The sequence below is a fragment of the Hippea jasoniae genome (assembly GCF_000744435.1).
Taxonomy (GTDB): domain Bacteria; phylum Campylobacterota_A; class Desulfurellia; order Desulfurellales; family Hippeaceae; genus Hippea; species Hippea jasoniae.
This window is the reverse complement of record NZ_JQLX01000015.1, coordinates 74,429-99,474: the sequence shown is the minus strand read 5'-3', so window position 1 is coordinate 99,474 and position 25,046 is coordinate 74,429. Positions and strand designations below refer to the sequence as shown.

The following is a 25,046-nucleotide window of genomic DNA, read 5'->3' as shown; positions in this document are numbered from 1 at the left end:
GGATTGCTATGATATAAAATTGATAGTTTTTTGTCAATTATACTACATTTTTGTTTTAAACTGTGGAAAAGTAAAATTAACAATACTTAATAAATGTGGTAGATGACGGCTTCTTCTTTGCAGGAGGGAAACAAAGGACAGTTTATACAATCCTCCCATATCTTTTTCGAGGGTAGAAGTTTTTTATCGATTAACTCAAAACCTAATTTTAAAAAAAACTCAACTCTAAATGTGAGGGCAAAAACATCCTTCACCTTTAAGATTTTTGCTTCATTCAAACATGCTTCAATCAACCTTTTTCCCAAATTTCTGTTTTGATATTGCTCATCTACAGCAATTGTTCTTATCTCTGCAAGCTTGGGATAAAATATTCTCAAACTTGCAATACCCACAACCCTATTATTATCCTTAACACACACAAATTCCCTTATCCGTTCAGATATATTCTCCCTGCTACGCGGCAGTATGTCACCTTTTTTAGCATAAAAATCTACAAGACTATATATATCATCAACATCATCAAGCGTTGGTTTTAATACTTCTAATTCTTTCATCTATAGCATCCTTATGGGCAAAAAGACCCTCTAAAGCTGCAAACTTTGAGGCGCACTCTGCTACTTTTTTAAAGCCCTCATAAGAAAAGTGAATAATTGAGGTTTTTTTCAAAAATGTTTCTGCAGAAAGGGGTGAAAAGAAACGAGCTGTTGATGAGGTGGGCAGAGTGTGATTTGGACCTGCAACATAATCACCGATAGGCTCTGGTGTAAATTCACCTATAAAAATAGCACCGGCATTGTTTATTCTGTTCATAAATTCATAGGGGCTGGCTAAATGAAGCTGAAGATGCTCTGGTGCAACAATATCCACGACTCTTGAGGCAAGCTCAACAGAATCTACACAAACAAACAGGGCATTTTTGGCTGACTTATTGGTGATTGAGCTACGCGGATTGTTTTTTGCAAGCTCAAAAAACCTCTTCTCAACTGCTTCAGTTAATACTTTATCAAAACCCACAAAAAAACAGCCTGCAAGCTCATCATGCTCAGCCTGACTGAGCAGGTCTTTTGCAACATACTCAATATGAGCACTGCTGTCTGCAACAACCATAATCTCAGAAGGTCCTGCAACTGAATCGATACCTACATCACCAAAAACAAGCCTCTTTGCCAAAGCAACATAGATATTGCCAGGTCCAGCTATAACATCAACCTTTCTAACGGTCTGGGTTGAGTATGCAAATGCAGCTATAGCCTGCGCTCCACCTATTTTATAGATGTCCTTAATACCAAAAAGGCTTGCTATGTATAAAACATAAGGATTTGGAATACCGGATGGGGAAGGTGTGGCAATCTGTATATCCTCAACGCCTGCTACAACTGCAGGAATAATTGTCATCAGTGCCGTTGAAGGATACGCCGCCTTGCCACCTGGAATGTATAAACCGCATTTTTTTACAGGCGTGATTCTATTGCCTAAAATCGCACCATCTTCTTCTATAAAGCAGCTTTTTGGCAAAAAAGCTTTATGAAATCGCTCTATTCTTTCTTTTGCACAGTTTATAATCTCTTTATCCTCATTAGAGATCTCTTTTGAAGCAGTCTCGATTTCTTCTTCCTTAACCTTTATGTTATCTTTTGTTGCTTCAAAATTATCAAATCTGCTTGTATATTTGCATAAAGCCTCATCGCCCATTTCTTTCACATCATTCACAATCGTCAAAACATCTTTTAAATATCTATCAAAGCCCTGCTGGCGATTCTTTATGGCATTTTCTATAATTTTTAAATCACTTTCATTTTTAATTTCTATCATACAACTCTCCTCAATATTTCAAACGCAATCACTTCTTTTTTATCTTTCTTTAAAAGCTCACTTCTGCCATCGGGATAGATAATCATCGCCTCGTTAAAATCACTGCCAAATGCTATATCATCCCTTTTGACATCGTTTGCCACGATAAACTCAAGCCCCTTTTTTGCTATCTTTTGTTTTGCATTTTCTATTATATTATCTGTCTCTGCTGCAAATCCAACAATCCTTAAATGTTTCGATTTTTCAAATGCATAATCTCTAACTGAAGCTGTTACATCGGGATTTGAGGTAAGCTCTATTTGTATTTTTTCTCTATCGCTGCGTTTTATCTTGGTTTGAGCATAGTTAGCAGGTTTAAAATCTGCAATGGCAGCTGCCATTACCAAAATAATCTCACCATCCAGACCATCAATTGTGGTTTTTATAGCATCAAGCATCTCTTGGGTTGTTGAAACATCGATCCTCTTTACACCAAAAGGCGTTTTCAGACAAACAGGACCGCTTATTAAATGCACATCAGCACCCATGAAGTAGGCGATTTTTGCAAGTGCAAAACCCATCTTTCCGCTTGAATGGTTTGTCAGATACCTCACAGGGTCGACAGGCTCAATGGTGGGACCCGCTGTAACAATTACATGCCTACCTGCAAGCTGTTTTAAATAGAGGGCAGACTCAATAGCATCAGCAATATCCTCACAATCTGCAATATGTCCAATTCCTTCAGTATTGCATGCAAGCATACCCTCTTTCGGTCCAACAAACACAAAACCATGCCCTTTGAGTTTTGCAATATTCTCCTGAATAATTGGATTTAAATACATCGATGAGTTCATTGCAGGTGCTATAATTTTAGTCGCCTTGGTTGCAAGACCTATAAGACTTACAGGATCATCTGCTATACCACAGGCCAGTTTTGAAATTATATTTGCCGTAGCAGGCACAACTGCAAATACATCCGCCCACTCAGCCAAGGCAACATGCGTGATATTGGTTTTTTCAAAATCGATCTCTTCTAACACATCGCTATAAACCTTCTGATTGGTAATAGCCTCAAACACAACAGGTGATATAAACTCTTTAGCCTCCCTGCTCAACACAACCCTGACAGAAAAGCCCCTTTTTTTTAAAATACTTATCACCTCTAAAGCCTTATAAATGGCTATACTTGCCGTTACACCAATTAATACATTAGCCTTCTTTACCATCTAAATACTCCAAAAGCCTCTCTAAATCTTTCTTTGTATCAACGCCAATTAAAAACTTGTCTGTAAAACATGTTTTTATCTTAAACCCGTTTCTTAAAGCCCTTAACTGCTCAAGCCCTTCTGCTTTTTCAATCTCATCAACCTCCATTGAAGAAAGCTTAATTAAAACATCCCTTTTATATGCATAAATACCGATATGCTTTAAATAGCTTTCAAAAGGCTTGCGGTTGTATGGTATGGGCAGACGGGAAAAATAGAGAGCAAAACCATTCTTATCCACCACAACTTTAACAACATCCCTATCATCCACCTCATCTGTGCTGCACAACCCAACAAGCGTGGCTATATCAGCACTGCTTTTTTTTAAACAATCAATCAAAAGATCGATTGTTTTGCCATCTATCAAAGGCTCATCAGCCTGTAAATTTACAACAATATCAAAATCTTTATCCTTTACAAAGTAAGCTACCCTATCGCTTCCGCTGTTAAAATCACCATCAACCAAAAAAACCTCTCCTCCAAACATTTTAACAGCATCATAAACCCTCTTATCATCTGTCAAAACCGCAACAAAATCAGCACAAGAAGCAGCCGCTGCTTCATAAACCCATTCAACCATCGGTTTTTGCTTGATATCTACAAGCACCTTTCCCTTAAATCGTTCTGATGCAAATCTTGCAGGAATCAAGACTGCTGTTTTCATAGGTATCTTTTTATCTCCTCAAGGCTAACAACGGCCGTTCCGATCTTTCCAACAACAATCCCTGCTGCAACGTTTGATAGATAAACTGCATCTTTTATATTAAAACCGCTTGAGATCGCAGCAGCAACAGTGGCTATAACAGTATCACCGGCTCCTGTTACATCATAAACATCCCTTGCAAATGATGGTTGATAAACAATTAAACCGTCTTTATCAAATAAACTCATACCCTTTTCGCCCTGGGTTATCAACAGGTATCTGCAGTTTGTGGTTTTTATGATCTTCTTGGCTGCAAGCTCAAGACCGTTTTTAAACGATTCTATCTCAATACCACTAATCTGGCCTGCCTCTTTTAAATTGGGTGTAATAATATCCACATTTTTATACGCATAGGCGTTGACAACCTTGGGATCAACGCAGACAAATAAACCCATATCAACAAGCAACGATATGAGATAATCGCTCACAACACCTTTTCCGTAATCAGAAACTATAACGGTATTTACGCCGCTTTCTTCTATGCCTTTTGCCATCTTTGTGGCATATTTTTTATCAAGCTGAAGGATCTTCTCCCTATCGAACCTTACAATCTGTTGGGATTGTGCTATAATGCGGGTTTTTAGGGTTGTTGGCCTATCATCAACAACAAAAATATTCTCAATATCAACGCCTCTTTTTTTTATCATGTTTAGCAGTCTTTTTCCGCAGCTATCGTTACCCACAACACCAAATAGATGTACCTCGCAGCCAAGACTCTTTAGGTTCATAGCTACATTGGATGCACCACCTGGAAAATACTCCTCCTTTGTTACCCTAACAACAGGTACAGGCGCCTCAGGTGAAATCCGCTCCACGCTTCCCATTACATACTTATCACAGATCAGATCACCAACAACTGCAACCTTTGCCTGTTTAAGTTTATCTACATCCATCTATTCAAGACCCCTCATCTTTCTTGCAAGTTCAAGTTGTTTTGATAAACAGAACTTTATAATCTTATCCTCCTGCTCTTTTGTCAAATCGGTAAACATCAAGCCGTAGTGGTTTATGCCCTCTTCGCCTGTTATAGCCTTTCTCACTACTTCAGCCTCTATATCCTCAAGCATCTCACCACCAAGCTCAAAATTCAACACCAGTTTATCCCTGACTTCTAATTTATCATCACAGGAGAGTTTAGCACCACCAGCACTGATATCTAAAATCGTGCCTGTAGATTTTACTATCTTACCACCTTTGAATATATAAAATTCTGTCTCTATCATCACAGGCACTCTGAAATTTTCTCTCAACTCAACCCTAAAGAGTTTCTCTGGCTTTAAAAGCTTGTATATAACCTGATTGCCCTTCTTTTCGATTTCTCCTAATCTTGCAGAAAATCCGATTCTATAACCCTTTCTATCGACAAAACTAACCTCCACAGTTTCGCCTTCCCTTACAACAGCCTTCAAGCCCTTCTCATTTGTTGGCATTGAGATATGTATATATCTATCGTCGATATCGTATATAAAGCTGGAATAAGTGCCTTTAAAATTGCCCTGTTCAACATAAACCATAACCTTCTGTCCAATCGGGATATATTTTTCTATATCGCTGACCCTGATAGGCTCTCTTCTCAAATCAACACCTCATAAAGCTTGCCCTTAATAAGGTCTATCAATTTTGAAGCATATATCTTTCTAAAATTTTCGTCAACTACATAAAATGTATCCACAGCCATGCTGCCGCGCGTATCTAAAATAAACATACCAACCTGCAGTTTTAGATCCACAAAAACCTTGGTTATAAAATAAACCAATCCGACCTTATCAGGGGCATATATTCTTATAACGGTATAGATGTCGCTTGCATCGTTGTCTATCAAAACATCAACATTGGTTACAGATATCTCAAGCTTTGCCCTCTCAAGCCTGCTTAAATATCTATTGTTTTTATTATCCATGCATCTATCAAGGTCAAATTTGCCTTCTTTTGCCTGATATAGCATATCTTCAACCTCAAAATCACTTATAGGCTTATCGTCAGGCAACTGAACACTGAATATATCCAAAATATACCCATTGGACAGATTGTAGGATTTTGCCGTTACGATATTTATATCAAAACAGGCAAGAACACCACTGATTTTATTAAAAAAGCCAAAAACATTCTTATAATAAACAACAATCTTTGAGATACCATCCTTTTTATACACAAACACATGTCTTTTTGTATCTTTGATCGTTTTTATATATTCAGCCATGCTATCTGAATCGATATCCTTAAAGATGGAATCGGGAAAAACATCTATCAAATCATTGTAATTTTCACCCAATATACCCCTTATTTTTCTTTTTGAATCCTCAGCATATTGATGCAAATACTCATCATAGCTTCTATTTTCAAAGCTAAATGTTGCCTTTAAATAAAGTGCCTCTATCAAATCCTCCTTCCATGAAGTCCACACATTATCGTTAACCGCCTTCATATCAGCATAGGTTAAAAGCATAAGAAGATTAAGTTTTTCCTTATTATCAACAACCTTCAAAAACTCCTCTATTGTTTTTTCATCATCGATATCACGCGTTGAAATGAGCCTGCTGATAAAAAGATGATGCTTAATCAAAAAATAAAGCATCTCTGAGAGATCTTTTCCGAGTTTAAGCCTTTTTGCTATATCCTTTGAAAGCTCTGCCCCCACAATTTCATGTTTCTGTTTCTTAATCTTTCCAATATCATGAAGCAGTAAAGTAAGTCTTAAGATAAACCTCTGATGGGGTTTTAAGCTTTTAAAGATATGGGCAAGACGGGTAATAAATGTCTTTGGAGTATCATAATCATAAAGTTTTTCTATCTCTTCAATAGATTTAATGGAGTGTTCATCCACGGTGTATTTGTGGTAAAGGCTATCCTCTGTTAAGCAGTATATATTTCCAAATTCAGGTATATATCTATCAAGCAGGCTAACTCCATGCATATCCCTTACAATCCAGCTAACGGGCTTATTTACAGACAGAATTTCCCTGAAAATCAAAGCTGAGGTTGTTGACGATCTTTTGGCTGGAATTTCGGCAAAAATCTTTTTACTTATCTGTTTAATGGTTGTATCAAGGGGTTTTTGATATACAGCTGCATAGTAAAAACAAAAAAGCAACTCATCAAAATCTTTAATATCCCTGCATTCAAGTTTATCATTGATTGACATCCTATCAGATATAAAAAATAGATCTGTGCTTCTGGTTTTATTGTTATTTAGAAATAGTTCAAGATAAAACGAAACGATATGTTGAATATTTCCTGCACTGTAATAAAACTTGCGCATCAGTCGCTCAACCTTTGAAAACCGCCCTTCTTCTGAAAAGTCAAGCTGAGTGGCAATTTTTTCCCTCATATCAAGAAAAAGAATATCGTTTTTTCTGTTTGAGGCAAAATGCAGGGCGTTTCTTAGCTGCCATAAAAAATACAGCGCATCCCTGAAGCGAGAATAATCCTCCTCGATTATTTTTCCTTTCCTTTTTAAATCAATGATGTTTTTTGAATTAAACAACACCTTCGAAATCCACAGAAGCGTATGGTAATCCCTTAAACCCCCAACGCCTTCTTTAACATTGGGCTCAAGCATAAATACAGTTGAGCCATACTTTTTATGCCTATTTTTAAGGTATTCAAGATGAGCCTCTATAAATTCATCCTTTTTGTACTCCAATATTTTTTTATAAACTTTACCAAACTCATCAAAAATATCCCTGCTGCCATATATGAAACGCGCATCAAGAAGGGCTGTTTTGATTGTTAAATCCTTTTGTGCATCTACAAAACACTCAGCTGGCGTTCTAACACTAACAGAACAATCATACCCTAAATAGAAAAATAGGTCGGAGAGTTTACTCGGAATACCTTCTACTGAGGCAGGATTTTTACAAACAATAAGTATATCGATATCGGAGTGGGGATTCAGCTGTCTTCTGCCGTATCCTCCTACGCCAACAACAGCTAAATCATTACGATGGTCAATATACCTGAAGAATTCAGCTAAAGTAACATCAACCCATTTTGTATGCTGTTTTACAACATATCTGACCCACCTTCTTTTGGTGTTGTATTGTTTGAATTTCTCAAAGAGAATCTGCTTTTCTTCAAGTTTTTTTTCTCTAAACTCATCCATCAAACGGCAGATGGGCCTCTTTCTGATGTTCTGATTCTAATCGCATCCTCAATAGGTATGATAAATATCTTTCCATCACCAATCTTTCCCGTTTTGGCAGTTTCTATAATCTTTTCAACCACAGCATCTACCATATCATCATCCACAACAACTTCTACCTTAACCTTTGGCAAAAAATCCACAACATACTCTGCACCCCTGTATATCTCTGTATGTCCTTTCTGTCTTCCATATCCTTTTACCTCAGAAACCGTCAGACCCTTTATACCAATCTCTGTAAGCCCTTCTTTTACAGCATCAAGCTTAAATGGTTTGATAATAGCTTCAACCTTTTTCATCTAAGTATCCTCCTCATAAAGCTTTATAATCAACTCAACCTCACCCTTGTTCATCTTAAGCTGCTTTGCTATCTCATCTGTTGATTTGCCGCTTCTTGAAAGCATGATAATCTGCTCTTTTACATCTTTGCCAAGCGTTTTAGCATTTATCGTGCTCAAAAGTTGTGTCAAAAGTGTGTTTTTCTTCTGAATATCATCGAAGATCCTGCCCAGTCTCTCCTGATGCTCACTGATTCTTACATTGGCTATCTCTATAAGTTTTTTCTGTTTTTCTACAAGATTCCTCAAGCTCTCCACAAGCCTTAAGAGGCTTTCTTTTTCTTTCTTTTCTATATATCTGCTAAACAAAATATAACCCACAACGCCTATATCAAACATAATCTGAAAAAGCCAAAAATTATCCATCATGCTCGAGCTTGTTTTTTGCTATCTTTCTTTCAACAAAAATCATATAGTGGATAATGAGTTCTTTGTTTTCGTAGCTTATATCTTCAAACTCAATACCGTAGCAGGATTTTGAGTTAATAGATGTCTCTCTTACCACTCTTCCAACAGCCTTTATACAGTGATGCATAGCAATAGGCAAAAAGATCTTTAGATAAACAGCATCACCCTCTTTTAAGCCTTCTGCCACAAACGATAAGCCTTTTGATGATAAATCGCAGCTGTAGCTTTTTTCAAATCCCTCAAACTCATCTATTCTGCCGTTATCCCTTAAAAGCTTAATCAAATAGTTGAGCTTTGAATCCATCTGCTTCATCATCAAAACAAACGCTTTATTCAAATCGCCAAAGCTTGAATCCAGCTTTTTTAAAGACATAAAAAAACTAAAGGAATCATCCGGCTCTACGGTTGTATAAATCTCATCCTTTGCCTCATCAACCTGACCGTTATCAAGCCTTTTATAGTAAACATCAACCCTGTTTTTTATTCTTCTATCATGCCTTTTGTCATCCATAAAACTTTCCTAACAGAAAAGTAAAGAATAATACAATGCTAATATAGCTGTTGATATTAAAAAAAGCAAGATTAATCCGTTTTGGGTCGTTGGGGTCAACAAGCTTATGCTCAACAACAAGCAAAAACGCCACAATCAAGGCTCCAGCATAGGCAAAAACTGAAAGATTAAACAGCTTTATGGCAAACAGTAAAAAACCAAAACCTATAATATGAAAGACCCTTGCAATCCACAGCGCACCCTTTATGCCAAAACTAACAGGGATTGAATGCAAACCATGCTCTTTATCAAACTCCCTATCCTGCAGGGCATACAAAATATCAAAACCAGCTATCCAAAGCATAACAAACAGGGCAATATACCATATTGGTCCGTTTATGCTGTTTGATGCTGCCACATAACCCCCAAGTGGAGCTATAGCATCTGTTGCGCCTAAATATAGATGACACAAGGATGTAAACCTTTTGGTGTAGGAGTAGGTAATAACAAAAAACAGGGCAATCGGCGATAACTTAAAAGCCAGATCATTAATAAAATATGTTGATAGCTCAAAAATCACAATAGATAAAAAGCTAAAAAAATAGGCATCTCTGAGTTTTATCTTGCCAGCTGGTAGCTCTCTGTTTTTTGTTCTTTCATTTAATGCATCGTATTTTAAATCGATAATTCTATTTAAAGCCATAGCTGCAGATCGGGCAGAAACCATCGCAACAGTGATAAGCAAAAATACTCTCCACGAAAAACTACCCTTTAGGCCCAGTATCATGCCCACATAGGCAAACGGCAGGGCAAATATACTATGTTCCACCTTTATCATATTCAAAAATTTTTTAAGCGAAGACATCGTTATCCTTAAAATAGTTATAAAAATAGATATAGCCAGAAATCAGGGTTAAGATTACAGCAATAAACAACAGATAAATACCTATCTGTCTATATCCTAAAATCAAAACACTCAAGGCAACAAACTGCGATGTTGTTTTCAGCTTACCCCAGATATTTGCCGATATTACAATATTCTCACTTGCTGCCACAACCCTCAAACCTGTAACGGCGCACTCCCTGAAAACAATAACAATAACCATCCAGTATGGAATATCCATAATCTTTATTAAAGCTATCAGAATGCCTATTACAAGGATCTTATCGGCAAGCGGGTCTAATATTATACCGATCTTTGTAACGGTTTTATGCTTTCTTGCAAGATAGCCATCCAGCACATCGCTTGCAATTCCAAACAAAAACAGAACAAAACCGTATATATTTAAACCCTCATCAAGGCAAAGAATTATAGCTATTAAAACCAGGATTCTAAAGGCAGACAATAAGTTTGGTATATGTTTTACCATAAGCCACCAATATTGGTAAACACGCCGTTTTTTTCAATAACAGGTCGTGCTTTATAGGTAATATTTTTCAGGGCAAGTTTTTTGTTGCTATGGCCTAAAACCCTAAGCACCTTGACTACATAACGCCTCGTCTCTTTAAAAGGAGGAATCCCACCGTATCTATCCACCGCTGTTTCACCTGCATTGTATGCTGCAGCAACAAGCCTGATATCGTGATATTTATCTATCAAATGTTTTAAAAACCTCACGCCGCCTTCTATATTCTGTTTAGCATCAAAAGGGTCTTCAACGCCGTAGTAGCGCGCCGTTTGTTTCATAAGCTGCATAACCCCTTTAGCATTTGCATCTGATACGGCATTGATATCGTAGTTAGACTCAACCCTTGCAATAGCATCAACCAACTCAGGATTTACACCGTATCGTCTGGCGATTGTTTCAATTAATTTTTGAATTCGGGCTTTTGAGATATGTGAGTATTTATAAGCCCTCCTAAAAAACAGACCACCGATGCCCTCTGGCATATTGGTATAAACAACTTCTCCGTTTTTCAACACCTGTTTAATACTAAAACCCTCTGCAGCAACACTTACAAAAACTATAGCTACCACAATACCACAGATAAACCTCATTTATTTTTGGAAGAATAGCGTTTTATTAAATTGTTGAGTTTCTCTACTTCTTCTTTATTGTTTAATTTCTCATAAACTGCTTTTAAATGCCTCAGGCTCTCTAAAACAGCCTCCCTATCAAAAGGCATTTTTTTAAACAGCTCAACAGCTTTTTTTAAATACTTCACAGCGTTATTATAATCCTTTAATTTAAAATACCCCCAGCCCAAGCTATCAAGGTAATATGGATTGTTGGGTTTTATCTTTAAAGCCTTTATAACAAGCTGCATACCGCCTTTTACATCTATATCTTTGTCGATATAAAGATAACCCAAATAATTCAAAGCTTCAGCGCTTGAGGGGTTTAGTTTTATCGCTTTTTTTAGATATTCTATACACGAATTTATATCTTTAAGCTTATCAAAATATATATCGGCAATAAAGAAATAGCCCTCTGCTTTATCTTTATTGTTTTTGCTTTTGTTTATAAAATCATCAACAACAGCAATGGCTTTTTTATATCTCCCTGCTTTAATCAAATAATCGGCAAGCATAAAAAATGTTTTTTTATCCTTTGCATATTTTTTTAGCTTTTCTATCTCATCATACCTGCCCTCTTTGAAAAAACAGTAAGACTCTCCATAGACAACATCGCCATAAAACTTTACCGTTTTATTTACCTTTGAAAAAACCTTATAAGCCTTATTGCAGTTATTATCCAACGCATAAGCCATACCAAGAATGGCAAGTAGTTTTTCAGAGCTGTTGAAATACTCGGGATAATCTCTTTTTAATTGATAAATCTTTTTGTAATCCTTTAAACTTAAGTAAATATATGCAACATGCTCCAAAAAATCGATTCTGTTTGTTTTTTTAAAAGCCCTCATGTAGTAGTCTATAGCTTCCTTTGGTTTTCCACCCATATATAAATCGTTTGCAATGGCTACATCTATAAGGTAATTCTCCTTAAGAAGCTTATAAAACTTTACAGCCTCTAAATATTTACCCCTTCTTTCATAGATCTGCGCCATAAGAATGATCGTCTGCGGTGTTTTTTTAAGCCTTAAAGCATCAAAGCCATAAATCACAGCCTCATCTGTCTTATTTTCTTCAAGACATATCTTTGCAAGCCAGTAGTATGCATCTGCATCGGTTTTGATTTTGGAAACATATTTTTTTAGTTTTTTATACGCACCTTTATATCTTGCATGCCTTAGATCCTCTAAAGCCTCTTTTTTCAAAATTTCTGCATTGTTTTTAAAGAGTTTTTTGATTTTATTCATCAGAAGACGAGCTGATTCTTTTTTATTTTCAATTGTGTATAGATCAAATAGCTTGTAGTAGAACTCGCTTTTTTTGGGAAACAGTTTTATTGCGTATTTAAGTAGGTTTTCAGCTTTTTTAAGCTTACCTGAATAGATTAAAATATCACTGAGCTCATCATAAAACGATGGTTTTTTTACATATCGGTATACAAGATAAAGCTCATCTGCACCCTTTGAAAATTCACCCCTATACAGCTCATAATAGCCCTTCAAAAAGTGATAGTTTACATAGACATCGTCTGGCGAATAGGCAAATGCCGTATGAGCAATAAACAAAAAAATCAAAACAATACTAAATCTCTTCAGCATACTCCTCAACCACACTCACAAATTCATCAACAAGATTATCCTCTTTAACCTTTTTAACAATCTTTCCCTGTTTTATAATCAAACCAAAATGCCTGCCGCCTGCTATTGCAAGGTCTGCCTCTTTTGCCTCTCCAAGCGCATTGACCACGCAGCCCATAATCGCAACCCTTATGGGCTTTTTTATATGAGACAATCTGCTTTTAACCTCTTTTGTTAGAGCAATCAGATCTATTTCGATTCTACCGCATGTTGGACATGAAACAAAATCTATGGAGCGTTTTTTTCTTAAACCCAACGCATTCAGCAACTCATAACACACATCGATTTCATTCTCTGGCGGCTCACTCAATGATATCCTTATTGTATCACCTATTCCTTCCCTTAGCAAAACAGCTAAAGCAGTTGCAGACTTAACAGTCCCCTCCATGCCGCTGCCAGCCTCAGTTACACCCAAATGAAGCGGATAGTCAACCTTTTCAGAAAGCAATTCATTTGACAGTATCGTTGTTTTAGGATCTGATGATTTAATCGAAATTTTCATATCTAAAAACCCGTAATCCTCAATTCTTTTTATCCAGCCCAAAGCACTTTCAACCAATGCCTCAAAAGAAGGATAACCGTATTTATCAAGCAGCCTTTTCTCAAGCGACCCACTATTTACACCAATTCTTAAAGGCATATTTCTTTCCTTTGCTGCCCTTAAAATCTCTTTAACCTTTCCAAAGTCACCGATGTTGCCCGGATTGATTCTAACGCAATCCACGCCGCTTTCTATAGACTTTAGTGCAAGCTTATAGTTAAAATGTATATCTGCAATAACGGGAATAGGGCTTTTTTGTTTGATCTGCCTCAAAGCTTTGGCTGCATTTTCATCTACAACAGCGCATCTTACAACCTCACAACCCTTTGCATAAAGCCTATTGATTTGATCAAGAGTGGCAGAAATATCACGGGTGTCTGTATTTGTCATCGACTGGACAACAATATCGGCATCTCCACCTATTTTTACTCCACCAACATTTATCTGCCGTGTTTTTCTTCTTTTTATCCAGCTCAACCCAGCCTCTCTATATGGGTTTTAATTGTTTCAAACACCTTGTAGCGCCTCAAATCGTTGGCAAATACAAAGATCATCAAAAGCACCAGTATTGCTATACCAATTTTCTGGAAATTCTCCTGCGTTTTCAGGCTTACAGGTCTTCTAATTATCGCCTCAATCGTATAAAACATCAAATGCCCACCATCAAGCACCGGAATGGGAAGAAGGTTTAAAATACCAAGGTTTATGCTAATTACAGCTATCAGTGCTAAAAAAGCGCCCAGACCTGCCTCTGCTGCCTCACCTGTAAATTTAACTATCATAATAGGACCGCCAAGGTCTTTTGCCGGTACAATACCAGATATCACCCAGTATAAACCCTGTACAGTCAATTTTGCATAATACACAGTATCGTTAATGCCTTTTATCAAAGCCTCAGCCGGTGAGTACCTTATGTGGATATAAACACCTTTGGGTTTAACACCCAAAAAACCGATCTCATCGTTTTTTCCAAGCATTCCTTTTCTGTGGCCCATTCTGCCTTTTAAGACAACAATATGGCCGTTTCTTACAACCTTTACAACAACAGCCTTATCGGGATTGTTTTTAATAACTTCTGCCATATCCGCCCAGCTTCTAATCTCCTTGTTGTTAATCTGCACTATCTTATCAGAGCTTTTTATGCCCATTTTTGCTGCAGCTGAATTACTCATAACCTCACCAACAACTGCCGCAAGCTGGGTTGTGCCAATAGAGTAGGCAAAGAAGAGAAAAATAACGGCAGATACGATATTAAAAACAGGTCCTGCAAGAACAATCAAAAATCTCTTCCATAAGGGCTGAATAAAAAAGGAATCCTTATCTGCGACACCATCCTGCTGCGTCTCCCCTTTGAGTTTTACATAACCGCCAAGGAGAATAAGCGATATAATATATTCAGTTTTTCTGCCCTTAACTGTTATAAGCCTTGGCCCAAAACCAATACTGAAACGCTCAACACCCACACCCAACATTCTTGCCACAATAAAATGACCAAACTCATGGATTAAAACCATCAAGGCAAGGCCCAAAAGTCCGTATACAAGAACCATTTACACCCTCACATAATCTTTATTTATCAATTCCACAATCTCCCTTTTTAGCCTTTCAATCTCATCCATTATAGCAAATATATCACTACTTTGATTATTTTCAAATATCTCCATGCTTCTTCTTAAGATATCAAATATATCAACAAAATCGATTTTTCCCTCAAGAAAATACTCAACGGCACACTCATCTGCAACATTCAACACAAGCCCCAAATTCCTATCTATATTTTCAACCGCCTTATAGGCATAAGCAAGCGTGGGAAATTTTTTAAAATTGGCTTTTTTAAAGGTAAGCTTAGAAAGCTCATCAAGCAAAATTCTATTTGAAAGTTTTATTCTTCTTGGTTTTGATAGAGCGTATGCTATGGGAATCCTCATGTCGTGGTCTGCAAGCTGAGCGATAATCGAGCCATCGATAAATTCAACAGCTGAATGGATTATGCTTTCTGGATGAATAACAACCGATATCTTATCGCCACCAAAATCAAATAGCCAGTAAGCCTCAATAATTTCAAAGCCCTTATTCATCATGGTAGCAGAATCGATAGTGATCTTTTTTCCCATATTCCAGTTTGGATGGGCAAGAGCATCTTTAACAGTTATACCTTCAAAACTATCCTTCCCAAAAAACGGACCACCTGATGCTGTAAGGATTATTCTTTCAATATCCTCTTTTTTTCTACCCTCAAGGCATTGATAGATAGCTGAATGCTCTGAATCTACCGGCACGATTTCCTTTTTTACCTTTTTTGAAAGCTTTGTCAAAATATTACCTGCAATCACAAGGCTTTCTTTATTTGCCAGTGCCAGGGTTTTTTTATTCTTTAAAGCTGTGTAGCTCGGCAGAAGACCGGCAGATCCAACAAGGCCATTAACCACCACATCTACATTTTCAAGATTACACAACTCAACAAGACCGTCACTTCCAATTAACACCTTAACAGGCAAATCTTTAAGATATTCTCTATCGGCATTCTCACCAATACACACATATTCAGGCTTAAACTGTTCAACCTGCTTTCTCAATAACTCAACATTTCTGTTGCAGCTTAAAGCCACAACCTCCACATCCATATGCGATAAAACATCAAGCGTATTGACACCTATGGAGCCGGTGGAACCTAAAACAACAACTCTCTGCATCTCAACACCAGATAAACAAAGAAAACTACAAATGAGAAACTATCCAGTCTATCAAGTATACCCCCATGGCCGGGTATCAAATGCGAAGAATCCTTTACATTAAAAAACCGCTTAACAACCGATTCAGATAGATCGCCCAGTACTGCAACAACTGAGGCAATTAAACTTACAAAAACAAGAAATAGCAGATTAAAATCAAAATAGATACCCGCCACAACGCCAAAAAAAATACCACCTAAAATACCACAAACAGCCCCCTCAATAGTTTTGTTGGGACTGATCAATGCTGCAAGTTTATGTTTGCCAAAGGCCTTGCCACCAAACATGGCAAATGAATCGCCAGCCCATACAACCACCAAAGCGACAAATAAAAGCTCTCTTCCTTTATTAAACTCAACAACTTTGCCCGCAAAAAGATACAGCAAAACATATAAAATACCACCAAACAGATAAAAATTTTCAAAAAGCCTTTTTTCTTTCAAAGACGAAAAGGAAAATATCAGATGCACAGCAAAGACAAAAAACAGACACTCAATAAAGCAATTCTCAAAAAAAAGAAAGCTTACTGAAATAATATTCAGAATAAAAAAGTAAAAAATTTTATCTTTCGTTGAAACACCAACAAAACCGCTCCACTCATAAAATCCTAAATTGGCAACACCGATCAATACAGCCTTAATTACATACAGCTTTGCATAAAACAAAAGCCATATAACTAACGGTATAAGAATAGCTGCGGAGATAATCCTTTTTATCACAATCCGCCAAATCTACGCTTTCTTTGTGAAAACTCCTCAATCGCCTGCCAGAGATCCTCTTTTGTAAACTCAGGCCAGTATTTATCAAAGAAAACAAACTCAGCATAGGCAGCCTGCCACAGCAAAAAATTACTGATCCTTTTTTCGCCCCCCGTTCTTATCAAAAGGTCAACATCAGGCATATTAGCTGTATAAAGATGGGCTTCAAATAGCTTTTCGTTTATATCTTTAGAAGAAAGTTCTCCATCTTCAACCCTTTTAGCTATGGTTTTTGCAGCCCTGAGGATATCCAGTTTACCGCCGTAGTTTAGAGCAAGTGTCAATACAACTGCTTCATTATCCTTTGTTTCATCCATAAGCTGCATAAGTAGGTTTTGTATTATTTCATCAAATACACTCACATCACCAATTACATTAAACCTTACATTGTTATCTTTAAATAGCTTTCTTTTCTTTTTTAAAGATGACTTCAAAAGTCCCATTAAAAACCTGACTTCGCTTTTTGGCCTTTTCCAGTTCTCTGTGGAAAATGTATATAAGGTTAGATATTTTATTTTAAACTCAACCGCCGCTTTTGTTATATCATCAACAACCTTTGAGCCTATATAATGGCCGTATGTTCTTCTTCTGCCATGACTTTGCGCCCATCTGCCATTGCCATCCATTATAATTGCAACATGTTCAGGAATCCTTACCATCAAATACTCATTATCTCTTTCTCTTTTGACTCGTAAAGCTCATCAAGCTTCTTTGAATATTCATCAAGCTTGTTTTTAATGTCTTTTTCTGCCCTCTTTGACTCATCCTCTGAGATAACCTTGTCCTTTTCAAGATCCTTTACAGACTTAAGTGCCTTTTTTCTGGCATTGCGCAGAGCAACCCTATAGCTTTCTGTTTCCTGTTTCAATAACTTTACAACCTTTTTTCTATCCTCCTCCGTCATTGGAGGAATAATGATTTTTATCGTTTTTCCATCATTCTGAGGCGTAAAACCGATATTCGCTTTTAGAATTCCCTTTTCTATATCTTTGAGTGTGCTTGCATCCCATGGCTGGATAATAACCGTTGTTGCATCCGGTGTTGACAATGTTGCAAGTTGCTTTATCTGCATCTGCTGACCGTATGCCTCAACCCTGAGATTCTCAAAAACAGAAACATGAGCCCTGCCTGTTTTTACCGTCGTAAGATACTTTTTATAAGACGAGATGGTTTTTTTCATCGCCTCTTCCAGATCCTTTAAAATCGCATCCAATCCAGCCTCATCCATTGCACACCTCCCTATCTAACTACTGTGCCGATATTTTCACCCAAAACAATCTTTTTCAGTGCTCCATACTGCTTGATTGAAAAAACAATTATCGGCATCTTATTTTCCATACACATTGAAATAGCCGTTGAATCCATAACCCTCAAATTTCTGTCTAAAACCTCAATGTAAGTGATGGATTTAATCAATTTGGCATCTGAATAAACAAGCGGATCTTTGTCATACACACCATTAACCTTAGTGGCTTTCAAAATAACATCAACACCCATCTCCATAGCCCTTAAAGATGCAGCAGTATCTGTGGTAAAATAGGGATTGCCCGTGCCTGCCACAAAAATGATAACCCTTCCTTTTTCAAGATGCCTCAAAGCCCTCCTTCTTATGTAGGGCTCTGCAATCTCACGCATCTCAATGGCACTTATTACCCTTGTTGGCACCCCTATCTTTTCCAAAGCATCCTGCAGTGCCAGACCGTTAATAACAGTGGCAAGCATTCCCATGTAATCAGCACTTGCCCTGTCCATACCCATTGCTGCACCTTTAACGCCTCTGAAAATATTTCCTCCACCAATTACCGTGCAAACATCAACACCCAACTCTCTTACATCCTTAATTTGCTGAGCGATGCCTTTAATCGTATCCTCACAGATACCATAGGAAAGGGAGCCCATAAGGGCCTCCCCGCTTAATTTCAGCAGTATTCTTTTAAAGACAGGTTTTTCCATTGCTATTCACCCACTTTAAAGCGTGCAAATCTCCTGACAACAATATTCTCACCCAACTTTGCTATCGTATTCTGAACGAGGTCTTTTACCTTCATATCAGGATCTTTGATAAACGGCTGCTCAAGCAAGCATACCTCTTCGTAGAACTTTTCAATTTTACCTTCAACGATCTTATCAAGTATATGCTCAGGCTTGCCCTGCTGCTTCAGCTGTTCCTTCATGATATTTTTCTCTTTTTCAACAACATCCTGCGGTATCTCTTCCCTTGATACATATTCAGGTGCTGCTGCTGCTATATGCATGGCTATATCCTTGCAGAGTGCGTTAAAGTCATCGGTATTCGCAACAAAATCTGTTTCACAGTTAATCTCAACAAGAACACCTATTTTGCCACCTGCGTGGATATAACTTGCAACCTTACCTTCTTTTGCTTCCCTACCAGCTTTTTTGGCAGCAGATGCAAGACCCATCTCTCTGAGTTTATCGATTGCCTTTTCTATATCTCCGCCTGTTTCCTCTAAAGCCTTTTTGCAGGCCATCATACCTGCACCGGTTCTATCCCTTAACTCCTTAACCATTGCAGCTGTTATATTTGCCATTACTCCTCTTCCTCCTGTAATTCTGCCTCTAATTTTTCTTCTCTGCCTTCCTCAAAAGCTTCCTCTTCGGCTTTCAGCTCAAGCTCCTTTTCATACCTTGCCTGACCGTTTTTAATGGCCTCTGCAAGCCTGGTTGCCATAAGTTTTATAGAACGGATTGCATCATCGTTTCCGGGAATCACATAATCGATCGGATCTGGGTCGCAGTTTGTATCAACAAGGGCAACAATGGGAATCCCCAATTTTTTTGCCTCTTTTACTGCAAGCTCCTCTCTTTTGATGTCGATAATCAACACAACATCGGGCAGCTCCTTCATATCCCTGATGCCTGTCAAATACCTCTGCAGCTTCTCTTTCCTTTTCCTTAAAATCTTTTGCTCCTTTTTTGTGTAAGCCTCAATTTCTCCTGATTCCTCCATCTCCTCAAGACGCTGTAGCTTTTCGATGCTTTTTTGAATTGTGCCAAAGTTGGTTAACAGACCGCCAAGCCATTTTTCATTGACATAGGGCATATTGCAGGATGTAGCAGCCTCTTTAATCTCCTCTTTACCCTGCTTTTTTGTGCAGACAAACAGAACCGTTTTGCCCTGTGCAGCCTGTTCTTCTAAAAATTCATAAGCTCTGTCAAAATAAACAATGGTTTTCTGAAGGTCTATGATGTGAATATCCTTCCTCGCCGCAAAGATAAACGGCTTCATCTTGGGGTTCCAACGCTTGGTCTGATGGCCAAAATGCACACCCGCCTCAAGCAGCTCCTTCATCGTTACATAAGACATCTACCAAACCTCCTCAAAGGATTTTTTCCACCACCCCTCACCCTAAAAAGGGATCCTTTTTAAGGGATGTGCGTGGTCAGCATTTTATATACAAATCAGACAACTTTTACAAGCTATTTAACCCTATACATCCTCACAAAGGGGAAGTTGTTATAAACCTCCTCAAAGTATTTGTCGTTATAATCGCCCATAATAAATAACCTGTTGAAATTGCTATCTACCACCTCTTTGTTTGTTAAAAGACCAAACAGGAATGTGAGTTTTTTGCCTTTTTTAAAACAAAGCTCAAGATAAGCTCCTCGTGGATACTCAAAGCTCTTTGTTCTTGCTACATATCCATCTTCAATAAAGTAGAGTGTTTTTATTGGTATAGCTCTTTCGCCAATAATAACAAGACCCCGATTTATATCGATATTACCCTGCCTGCAGAAAAACATACCGTTTTTAAATCCACTACAATTAAATATCTCATAGGATAATGGATGTGATTTCTTTCTTTTAAAATCCCACCTGCCAAGAAAACTGATAGAGTAAAACTTTCCAATCATATCGTAGCTAAACAGCAAATAATTATCACGGCTGCCTATAGGCTTTGAATAATCAAATACCCTCTCAACAGCTTTCCTTGTAGAAATATTATCATGAATCGCCTTCATAACAGGTTTTACACCAAATCGATCCATAAACGACACTGTATGGTATAGTAGTGTCTGATTATCAACACTTAATGCATGCGCAACAAGGTATGTGCGTGCACCACCGTGTGCGCCTCCATCCTGATATGTAGCAAAACCCGCTATATCCTCAATGGCATATCCGTAATCCCACCAGGTAAAGATTACCCCCTTTTTAAATCTGTTGTGTATCTCCTCAAATGATTTAATTATAGGGGCTGCAATAGAAGGTGCAGGCACAAATCTGTAAGCACCAAACTGAAGAAGGCTAAACGATACAGCAAAAGCAATAATTGCAGCAGAAATCTTCAAAAACAACTCATTTTTATTTCTTTGAGCAATAAACCTCATAACCATATCAAGCAAAAAACCCCATCCCAAACCAACAAATGGCGCAAGAAACATCACCATCCTGTTTGAACTTCTAAACGATAAAAGTCCAAGTAAAAATATGGGCAGTAGGGGAATTGCATCCCACCTCATAAACAACAATGCAGCTATTGCAAAGACAATTCCCAGTGTGTCAAACAATGGATTTGACAGCATATATTTAAGCGTCTTTGCAATATTTAGATGCTCTGCTTCGGTGATAGTAAGTTTAACGTTTGGGAAATTACCCGAAACGGTTTTTATTTTATTATAACTGTTGAAAAATTCAAAAACACCGCTAAAGCCACTAAAAACCCACAAAGGATTGGCAAAGATAATAAACAATAAAACAGATGTGGCTATCTGCTTTGCTGGAACCTTTCTGATAATAAGCATAACAATCAAAACAAGAAGATACACAACATCTATACCAAAATGTGCATACCACCAGCCAAACAAAAGGAAGTTTAAGCCTAAAAGAAAAGAATAGATGTATCGCCTTTTTTCGCTTTCGGTTTTAGATACAGCAAAAACACCTAAACTGCCTGCAAAAAGAAAAAACAGCTGCAAAAGATCGGTATCAACCCTGCCCATCGCCGTTCTTATCGCATACATCCATGCAAAACTACCCACAACAGAAGCTGCAATCCCTGCAATCGGCATCTCTTTTCTATAAAGATAAAAACCAAGCGGAAAAACAAATAAACTGGCAAAAAGGGGAATGATATATAAGCCGCTATAGTAGATCCCCGTATTGAATATTTTGGATATCCAGGCAATTATAAAACTTATCAAAGGCACAGGTTCTGGCTTTTTTGTACCTTCAGGAAATGCTCTGAGTGTATCATTATCATTGATATAATAGCTGCCGTTTTTATACTCCTTTGCATACCTAAGCCAGTAGTAGGCATCAAGCGTTGTCATAGCAGGATGGTCTGTGCCGATCATGTAAACCTGGGGATACTCCTCCCACACCTGATATTGATGGAATCTGTAATAAAAAGAAGCCACAAAAACGGCAAAGATAAAAACGATAAAAATTTTAAGCGGCATATACTTACTGCTCATTTTACAACCCACCGTTTCTCAACAATCACCTCTCCATCATACAGAATCCTGCCTAAAAACTCATCGTTTTTCTCAAAACTACCAACACCCTTTGGTGTGCCACTCATCAATAAATCGTAATCATAAAAAGTAAAATACCTTTTTGCCTCGTCTAAAATAGCATCGGGTTTGTTTATCATCAAAGACACATCACCCTGCTGTTTCAAAACACCGTTTATGTAAAGCTCAATACCCAATCTATTTATATCGCCATCAAATCTCACAAACTCACTAAACACAGCAGCACAATCAAAGGCTTTGGCTTTCTCCCACGGCAGGCCTTTCTCCTTCAGCTGTCCCTGAATATCCCTTAAGGTTAGATCAAGACCAAACCCAACACCTGCAAATCCTCCATTTTCTATAATGAATGTTATTTCACCCTCGTAATGGCATTCTCCAAGTTCAGGTAAAATCAACTCATCACATATTGCGCTGTTTGGCTTTATAAACAAAGCCATCTGATCGGGCATTTCGTTTTTCAACTCTTCAATATGGGCAACATAGTTTCTGGCGATACATACAACCTTTGAAGGAATAACCTCCTTTTTATCAAACACAACAGCCTTCATATCTGCCCCCTTTAAGCAATCAATGTTATAGTGCCAACATTATTGAATACCACCGCCTCTTTGAATTCACAGTATAGTTTTGCTGTCATAAGCATCCCCGTACAATGAGATGGACCCATTATGGAAAGATCCATAAGTTTAAGCTCTTCTATTGTTCTTTGCTGCTGCAATTCGCCTGCTACACCAAGATGCGTGCCGCCCAAAAAACCAAAAACTTCTTTGGAAAATTTCTTTTGTGCATCCAGCATAATATTGATTATTCCCCTATGTGCACAACCAAACAGCACAAGCAAACCCCTGTTCGTGTCAATCACAAGGCTCATGTCATCATCCACATAATCCTTAAAAAGCTTATCGCCTTTATAGTAAACAAAATTTTTATCCACTTCCTCAAAATCGGTTACCATCTTCTCAAAGCCTGTCGTATAGATGCCATCTGCCACCTCCACAGGCTCACTGCTTAAAACAAACTCAGCCCCCAGCTGTTCATAAAACTCTCTATCCTCAATACCAATATAGCGTAAATTTCCATCATCACTGAGCTTTGAATATCTCTTTCTGAAGATCTCTGGATGCGCATAAATCTTAGGTTTTGCAATCTCAAGCAGATACTTCAAACCTCCGGCATGGTCGTAATGCCCATGCGACAGAACAACCTTATCGATTTTTGAAAGATCTATACCAAGCAGCTTTGCATTGTGAATCAAGGCATCCGTCTGACCTGTATCAAACAGCACGGTCTCTCCATCGCGCTCAACAAGCATACTCAATCCATGCTCTGCTTTAAATCTCGCTTTTGTTGCAGTATTTTCCACAATAGTGGTGATTTTAATCATCCTGCCACCTCTAAGGCCTCTTCTAAAGAAATGGTTTTTTCATAAAACGCCTTACCTATAATAATCCCTTTTATGCCGTATTTTTCAATCTTTTTAGCTTTTTTTATATCCGCTATATCTTTCACACCACCAGAAATGATTATCTCTAAGTCTGTCTTTAGCGCTATATCCTTATAAAACTCAAAATCTATGCCCTCAAGCATGCCATCCTTTTTTATGTCTGTAATAATCGCTTCATTAATACCCATATCCCTCATCTTAAGCAAAAAAGCTATGTAATCGATATGAGGATTTTCTTCCCATCCAGAAATTTTAACAAAACCATTTTCAACATCCACACCGGCTATAATCCTATCAGAAAAACGCTCAGCGACCTTTTCAAACTCTCCAGGATTTTTTACAGGCATTGTGCCTACTACAACCTTATTCACATAACAACACAAAAGCTCCTCCACATCAAGCAAACTCCTAACACCGCCGCCAACCTCAACAAAGGCCTTTGCCCTGCTTGCAAGTTTTCTTATCAATTCCCTGTTGTTTTTTCTACCACCACTAAATGCAGCATCTAAATCCACAATATGAATTCTATCAATCCCTATATCGTTGAAATAATCTACTATTTCAAGCGGATTTTCGCTATATACAACAGCCGTATCCTTTTTGCCTTTTTTAAGCCTCACAGCCTTTCCATCCATAATATCAATAGCAGGAATAACAATCATAAAACACCCTCACAGATCTTGCAGAAATTCTCAATAACCTTTAGGCCAGCTTTTTGGCTTTTTTCTGGATGAAACTGAACCCCCCACAGATTGCCTTTATTCACAGCTGCAGTAAATTCAACAATATAATTACACTTTGCTATTTCTGAATTATCTAAAGCCACCCCATAAAAGGAGTGGACAAAATAGAAATAGTTTCCGCTTTCGATTCCATAAAAAAGCTTATTGTCTTTAACAAACTCAACCCTATTCCAGCCCATATGCGGAATCTTGAAGCCTCTTTTTGAGGGAAATCTTTTCACCTCACCTTTAATAAGGCCAAAACCCCTATGCTTTCCAAACTCATAACTTGTCTCAAAAAGCAGCTGATGCCCCACGCATATACCTAAAAACGGCTTTTCACTATCTATAACATCCTTAATCGTATCAACAAGGTTGTATTTTTTAAGTTTGTCCATGCAATCACCAAATGCACCAACACCGGGCAATATAACACCGTCGCTGTTTTTTATAATGTCGCTATCATGAGTTAAAACCCCTTCTGATCCCACAAATTCAACCGCTTTAAGCACGCTTCTTACATTGCCACTATCATAATCAACTACAGCAATTCTAACCATCTC

28 protein-coding genes are annotated in these 25,046 nt (G+C 37.8%); all 28 read right to left on the bottom strand.

The window, feature by feature from the left end; genetic code table 11:
- Nucleotides 1-86: 86 nt before the first annotated feature.
- Entirely contained in the window at nucleotides 87-554 is a 468-nt protein-coding gene (locus EK17_RS07495) for an N-acetyltransferase (protein ID WP_035589259.1), read from the bottom strand.
- Nucleotides 520-1,812, bottom strand: coding sequence for a histidinol dehydrogenase (hisD, locus tag EK17_RS07490; protein ID WP_035589256.1), 1,293 nt, complete (start codon nucleotides 1,810-1,812; stop codon nucleotides 520-522). The genes EK17_RS07495 and hisD overlap by 35 nt, the downstream gene beginning before the upstream one ends.
- Nucleotides 1,809-3,017 carry a bifunctional phosphopantothenoylcysteine decarboxylase/phosphopantothenate--cysteine ligase CoaBC gene (gene coaBC, locus EK17_RS07485; RefSeq protein ID WP_035589252.1) on the bottom strand — a complete coding sequence of 403 codons (1,209 nt, stop codon included), beginning with the start codon at nucleotides 3,015-3,017 and terminating at the stop codon, nucleotides 1,809-1,811. Before coaBC ends, hisD begins: the two co-directional genes overlap by 4 nt.
- Nucleotides 3,001-3,720: a 3-deoxy-manno-octulosonate cytidylyltransferase gene (gene kdsB, locus EK17_RS07480; RefSeq protein ID WP_035589250.1), complete on the bottom strand. Its 720-nt coding sequence runs from the start codon at nucleotides 3,718-3,720 to the stop codon at nucleotides 3,001-3,003. The genes coaBC and kdsB overlap by 17 nt, the downstream gene beginning before the upstream one ends.
- Nucleotides 3,717-4,652 carry a D-glycero-beta-D-manno-heptose-7-phosphate kinase gene (gene rfaE1 / locus EK17_RS07475; protein ID WP_035589248.1) on the bottom strand — a complete coding sequence of 312 codons (936 nt, stop codon included), beginning with the start codon at nucleotides 4,650-4,652 and terminating at the stop codon, nucleotides 3,717-3,719. The genes kdsB and rfaE1 overlap by 4 nt, the downstream gene beginning before the upstream one ends.
- The gene (locus tag EK17_RS09290) at nucleotides 4,653-5,336 is read right to left on the bottom strand and encodes a flagellar brake protein (protein ID WP_035589244.1); all 684 of its coding nucleotides are present in this window, start codon (nucleotides 5,334-5,336) and stop codon (nucleotides 4,653-4,655) included.
- Nucleotides 5,333-7,861 (bottom strand): bifunctional uridylyltransferase/uridylyl-removing protein GlnD, encoded by a 2,529-nt coding sequence (locus EK17_RS07465; protein WP_035589242.1) that lies wholly within the window; start codon nucleotides 7,859-7,861, stop codon nucleotides 5,333-5,335. The genes EK17_RS09290 and EK17_RS07465 overlap by 4 nt, the downstream gene beginning before the upstream one ends.
- Nucleotides 7,861-8,199: a P-II family nitrogen regulator gene (locus EK17_RS07460; RefSeq protein WP_035589240.1), complete on the bottom strand. Its 339-nt coding sequence runs from the start codon at nucleotides 8,197-8,199 to the stop codon at nucleotides 7,861-7,863. The genes EK17_RS07465 and EK17_RS07460 overlap by 1 nt, the downstream gene beginning before the upstream one ends.
- Complete coding sequence (locus EK17_RS07455; RefSeq protein WP_156957535.1) at nucleotides 8,200-8,604, bottom strand: DUF6115 domain-containing protein; 405 nt, start codon at nucleotides 8,602-8,604, stop codon at nucleotides 8,200-8,202.
- Nucleotides 8,597-9,157: a PilZ domain-containing protein gene (locus tag EK17_RS07450; protein WP_035589236.1), complete on the bottom strand. Its 561-nt coding sequence runs from the start codon at nucleotides 9,155-9,157 to the stop codon at nucleotides 8,597-8,599. Before EK17_RS07450 ends, EK17_RS07455 begins: the two co-directional genes overlap by 8 nt.
- Nucleotides 9,150-10,001 (bottom strand): 4-hydroxybenzoate octaprenyltransferase, encoded by an 852-nt coding sequence (locus EK17_RS07445; RefSeq protein WP_035589233.1) that lies wholly within the window; start codon nucleotides 9,999-10,001, stop codon nucleotides 9,150-9,152. The genes EK17_RS07450 and EK17_RS07445 overlap by 8 nt, the downstream gene beginning before the upstream one ends.
- A complete protein-coding gene (gene pgsA, locus EK17_RS07440) occupies nucleotides 9,988-10,506 on the bottom strand; it encodes a CDP-diacylglycerol--glycerol-3-phosphate 3-phosphatidyltransferase (RefSeq protein WP_035589231.1) in 519 nt (172 codons plus the stop codon). Before pgsA ends, EK17_RS07445 begins: the two co-directional genes overlap by 14 nt.
- Entirely contained in the window at nucleotides 10,500-11,135 is a 636-nt protein-coding gene (locus EK17_RS09115) for a lytic transglycosylase domain-containing protein (RefSeq protein WP_084675119.1), read from the bottom strand. The genes pgsA and EK17_RS09115 overlap by 7 nt, the downstream gene beginning before the upstream one ends.
- A complete protein-coding gene (locus EK17_RS07430) occupies nucleotides 11,132-12,748 on the bottom strand; it encodes a tetratricopeptide repeat protein (protein WP_035589228.1) in 1,617 nt (538 codons plus the stop codon). The genes EK17_RS09115 and EK17_RS07430 overlap by 4 nt, the downstream gene beginning before the upstream one ends.
- On the bottom strand, nucleotides 12,732-13,796 hold the full coding sequence (gene ispG / locus EK17_RS07425; protein WP_035589357.1) for a flavodoxin-dependent (E)-4-hydroxy-3-methylbut-2-enyl-diphosphate synthase: 1,065 nt from the start codon (nucleotides 13,794-13,796) through the stop codon (nucleotides 12,732-12,734). The genes EK17_RS07430 and ispG overlap by 17 nt, the downstream gene beginning before the upstream one ends.
- Nucleotides 13,797-13,801: 5 nt before the next feature.
- Complete coding sequence (gene rseP / locus EK17_RS07420) at nucleotides 13,802-14,878, bottom strand: RIP metalloprotease RseP (protein WP_035589226.1); 1,077 nt, start codon at nucleotides 14,876-14,878, stop codon at nucleotides 13,802-13,804.
- Entirely contained in the window at nucleotides 14,879-16,021 is a 1,143-nt protein-coding gene (dxr, locus tag EK17_RS07415) for a 1-deoxy-D-xylulose-5-phosphate reductoisomerase (protein ID WP_035589224.1), read from the bottom strand.
- Nucleotides 16,000-16,779: a phosphatidate cytidylyltransferase gene (locus EK17_RS07410; RefSeq protein ID WP_051904510.1), complete on the bottom strand. Its 780-nt coding sequence runs from the start codon at nucleotides 16,777-16,779 to the stop codon at nucleotides 16,000-16,002. The genes dxr and EK17_RS07410 overlap by 22 nt, the downstream gene beginning before the upstream one ends.
- Nucleotides 16,776-17,477: an isoprenyl transferase gene (locus EK17_RS07405; protein ID WP_035589222.1), complete on the bottom strand. Its 702-nt coding sequence runs from the start codon at nucleotides 17,475-17,477 to the stop codon at nucleotides 16,776-16,778. The genes EK17_RS07410 and EK17_RS07405 overlap by 4 nt, the downstream gene beginning before the upstream one ends.
- The gene (gene frr / locus EK17_RS07400) at nucleotides 17,477-18,046 is read right to left on the bottom strand and encodes a ribosome recycling factor (RefSeq protein ID WP_035589219.1); all 570 of its coding nucleotides are present in this window, start codon (nucleotides 18,044-18,046) and stop codon (nucleotides 17,477-17,479) included. The genes EK17_RS07405 and frr overlap by 1 nt, the downstream gene beginning before the upstream one ends.
- An 11-nt stretch (nucleotides 18,047-18,057) precedes the next feature.
- Entirely contained in the window at nucleotides 18,058-18,771 is a 714-nt protein-coding gene (pyrH, locus tag EK17_RS07395) for a UMP kinase (RefSeq protein WP_035589217.1), read from the bottom strand.
- A gap of 2 nt (nucleotides 18,772-18,773) precedes the next feature.
- Nucleotides 18,774-19,370, bottom strand: a complete 597-nt coding sequence (tsf, locus tag EK17_RS07390) for a translation elongation factor Ts (RefSeq protein ID WP_035589215.1) — start codon at nucleotides 19,368-19,370, stop codon at nucleotides 18,774-18,776.
- On the bottom strand, nucleotides 19,370-20,146 hold the full coding sequence (gene rpsB, locus EK17_RS07385) for a 30S ribosomal protein S2 (RefSeq protein WP_035589213.1): 777 nt from the start codon (nucleotides 20,144-20,146) through the stop codon (nucleotides 19,370-19,372). Before rpsB ends, tsf begins: the two co-directional genes overlap by 1 nt.
- A 113-nt stretch (nucleotides 20,147-20,259) precedes the next feature.
- Complete coding sequence (locus EK17_RS07380; RefSeq protein WP_035589211.1) at nucleotides 20,260-22,257, bottom strand: STT3 domain-containing protein; 1,998 nt, start codon at nucleotides 22,255-22,257, stop codon at nucleotides 20,260-20,262.
- Nucleotides 22,254-22,865, bottom strand: coding sequence for a fumarylacetoacetate hydrolase family protein (locus EK17_RS07375; RefSeq protein ID WP_035589209.1), 612 nt, complete (start codon nucleotides 22,863-22,865; stop codon nucleotides 22,254-22,256). The genes EK17_RS07380 and EK17_RS07375 overlap by 4 nt, the downstream gene beginning before the upstream one ends.
- Nucleotides 22,866-22,876: 11 nt before the next feature.
- Complete coding sequence (locus EK17_RS07370) at nucleotides 22,877-23,701, bottom strand: MBL fold metallo-hydrolase (protein WP_035589207.1); 825 nt, start codon at nucleotides 23,699-23,701, stop codon at nucleotides 22,877-22,879.
- A complete protein-coding gene (hisA, locus tag EK17_RS07365; RefSeq protein ID WP_035589205.1) occupies nucleotides 23,698-24,423 on the bottom strand; it encodes a 1-(5-phosphoribosyl)-5-[(5-phosphoribosylamino)methylideneamino]imidazole-4-carboxamide isomerase in 726 nt (241 codons plus the stop codon). The genes EK17_RS07370 and hisA overlap by 4 nt, the downstream gene beginning before the upstream one ends.
- The gene (gene hisH / locus EK17_RS07360; RefSeq protein WP_035589202.1) at nucleotides 24,420-25,043 is read right to left on the bottom strand and encodes an imidazole glycerol phosphate synthase subunit HisH; all 624 of its coding nucleotides are present in this window, start codon (nucleotides 25,041-25,043) and stop codon (nucleotides 24,420-24,422) included. Before hisH ends, hisA begins: the two co-directional genes overlap by 4 nt.
- Between the last annotated feature and the right edge of the window lie 3 nt (nucleotides 25,044-25,046).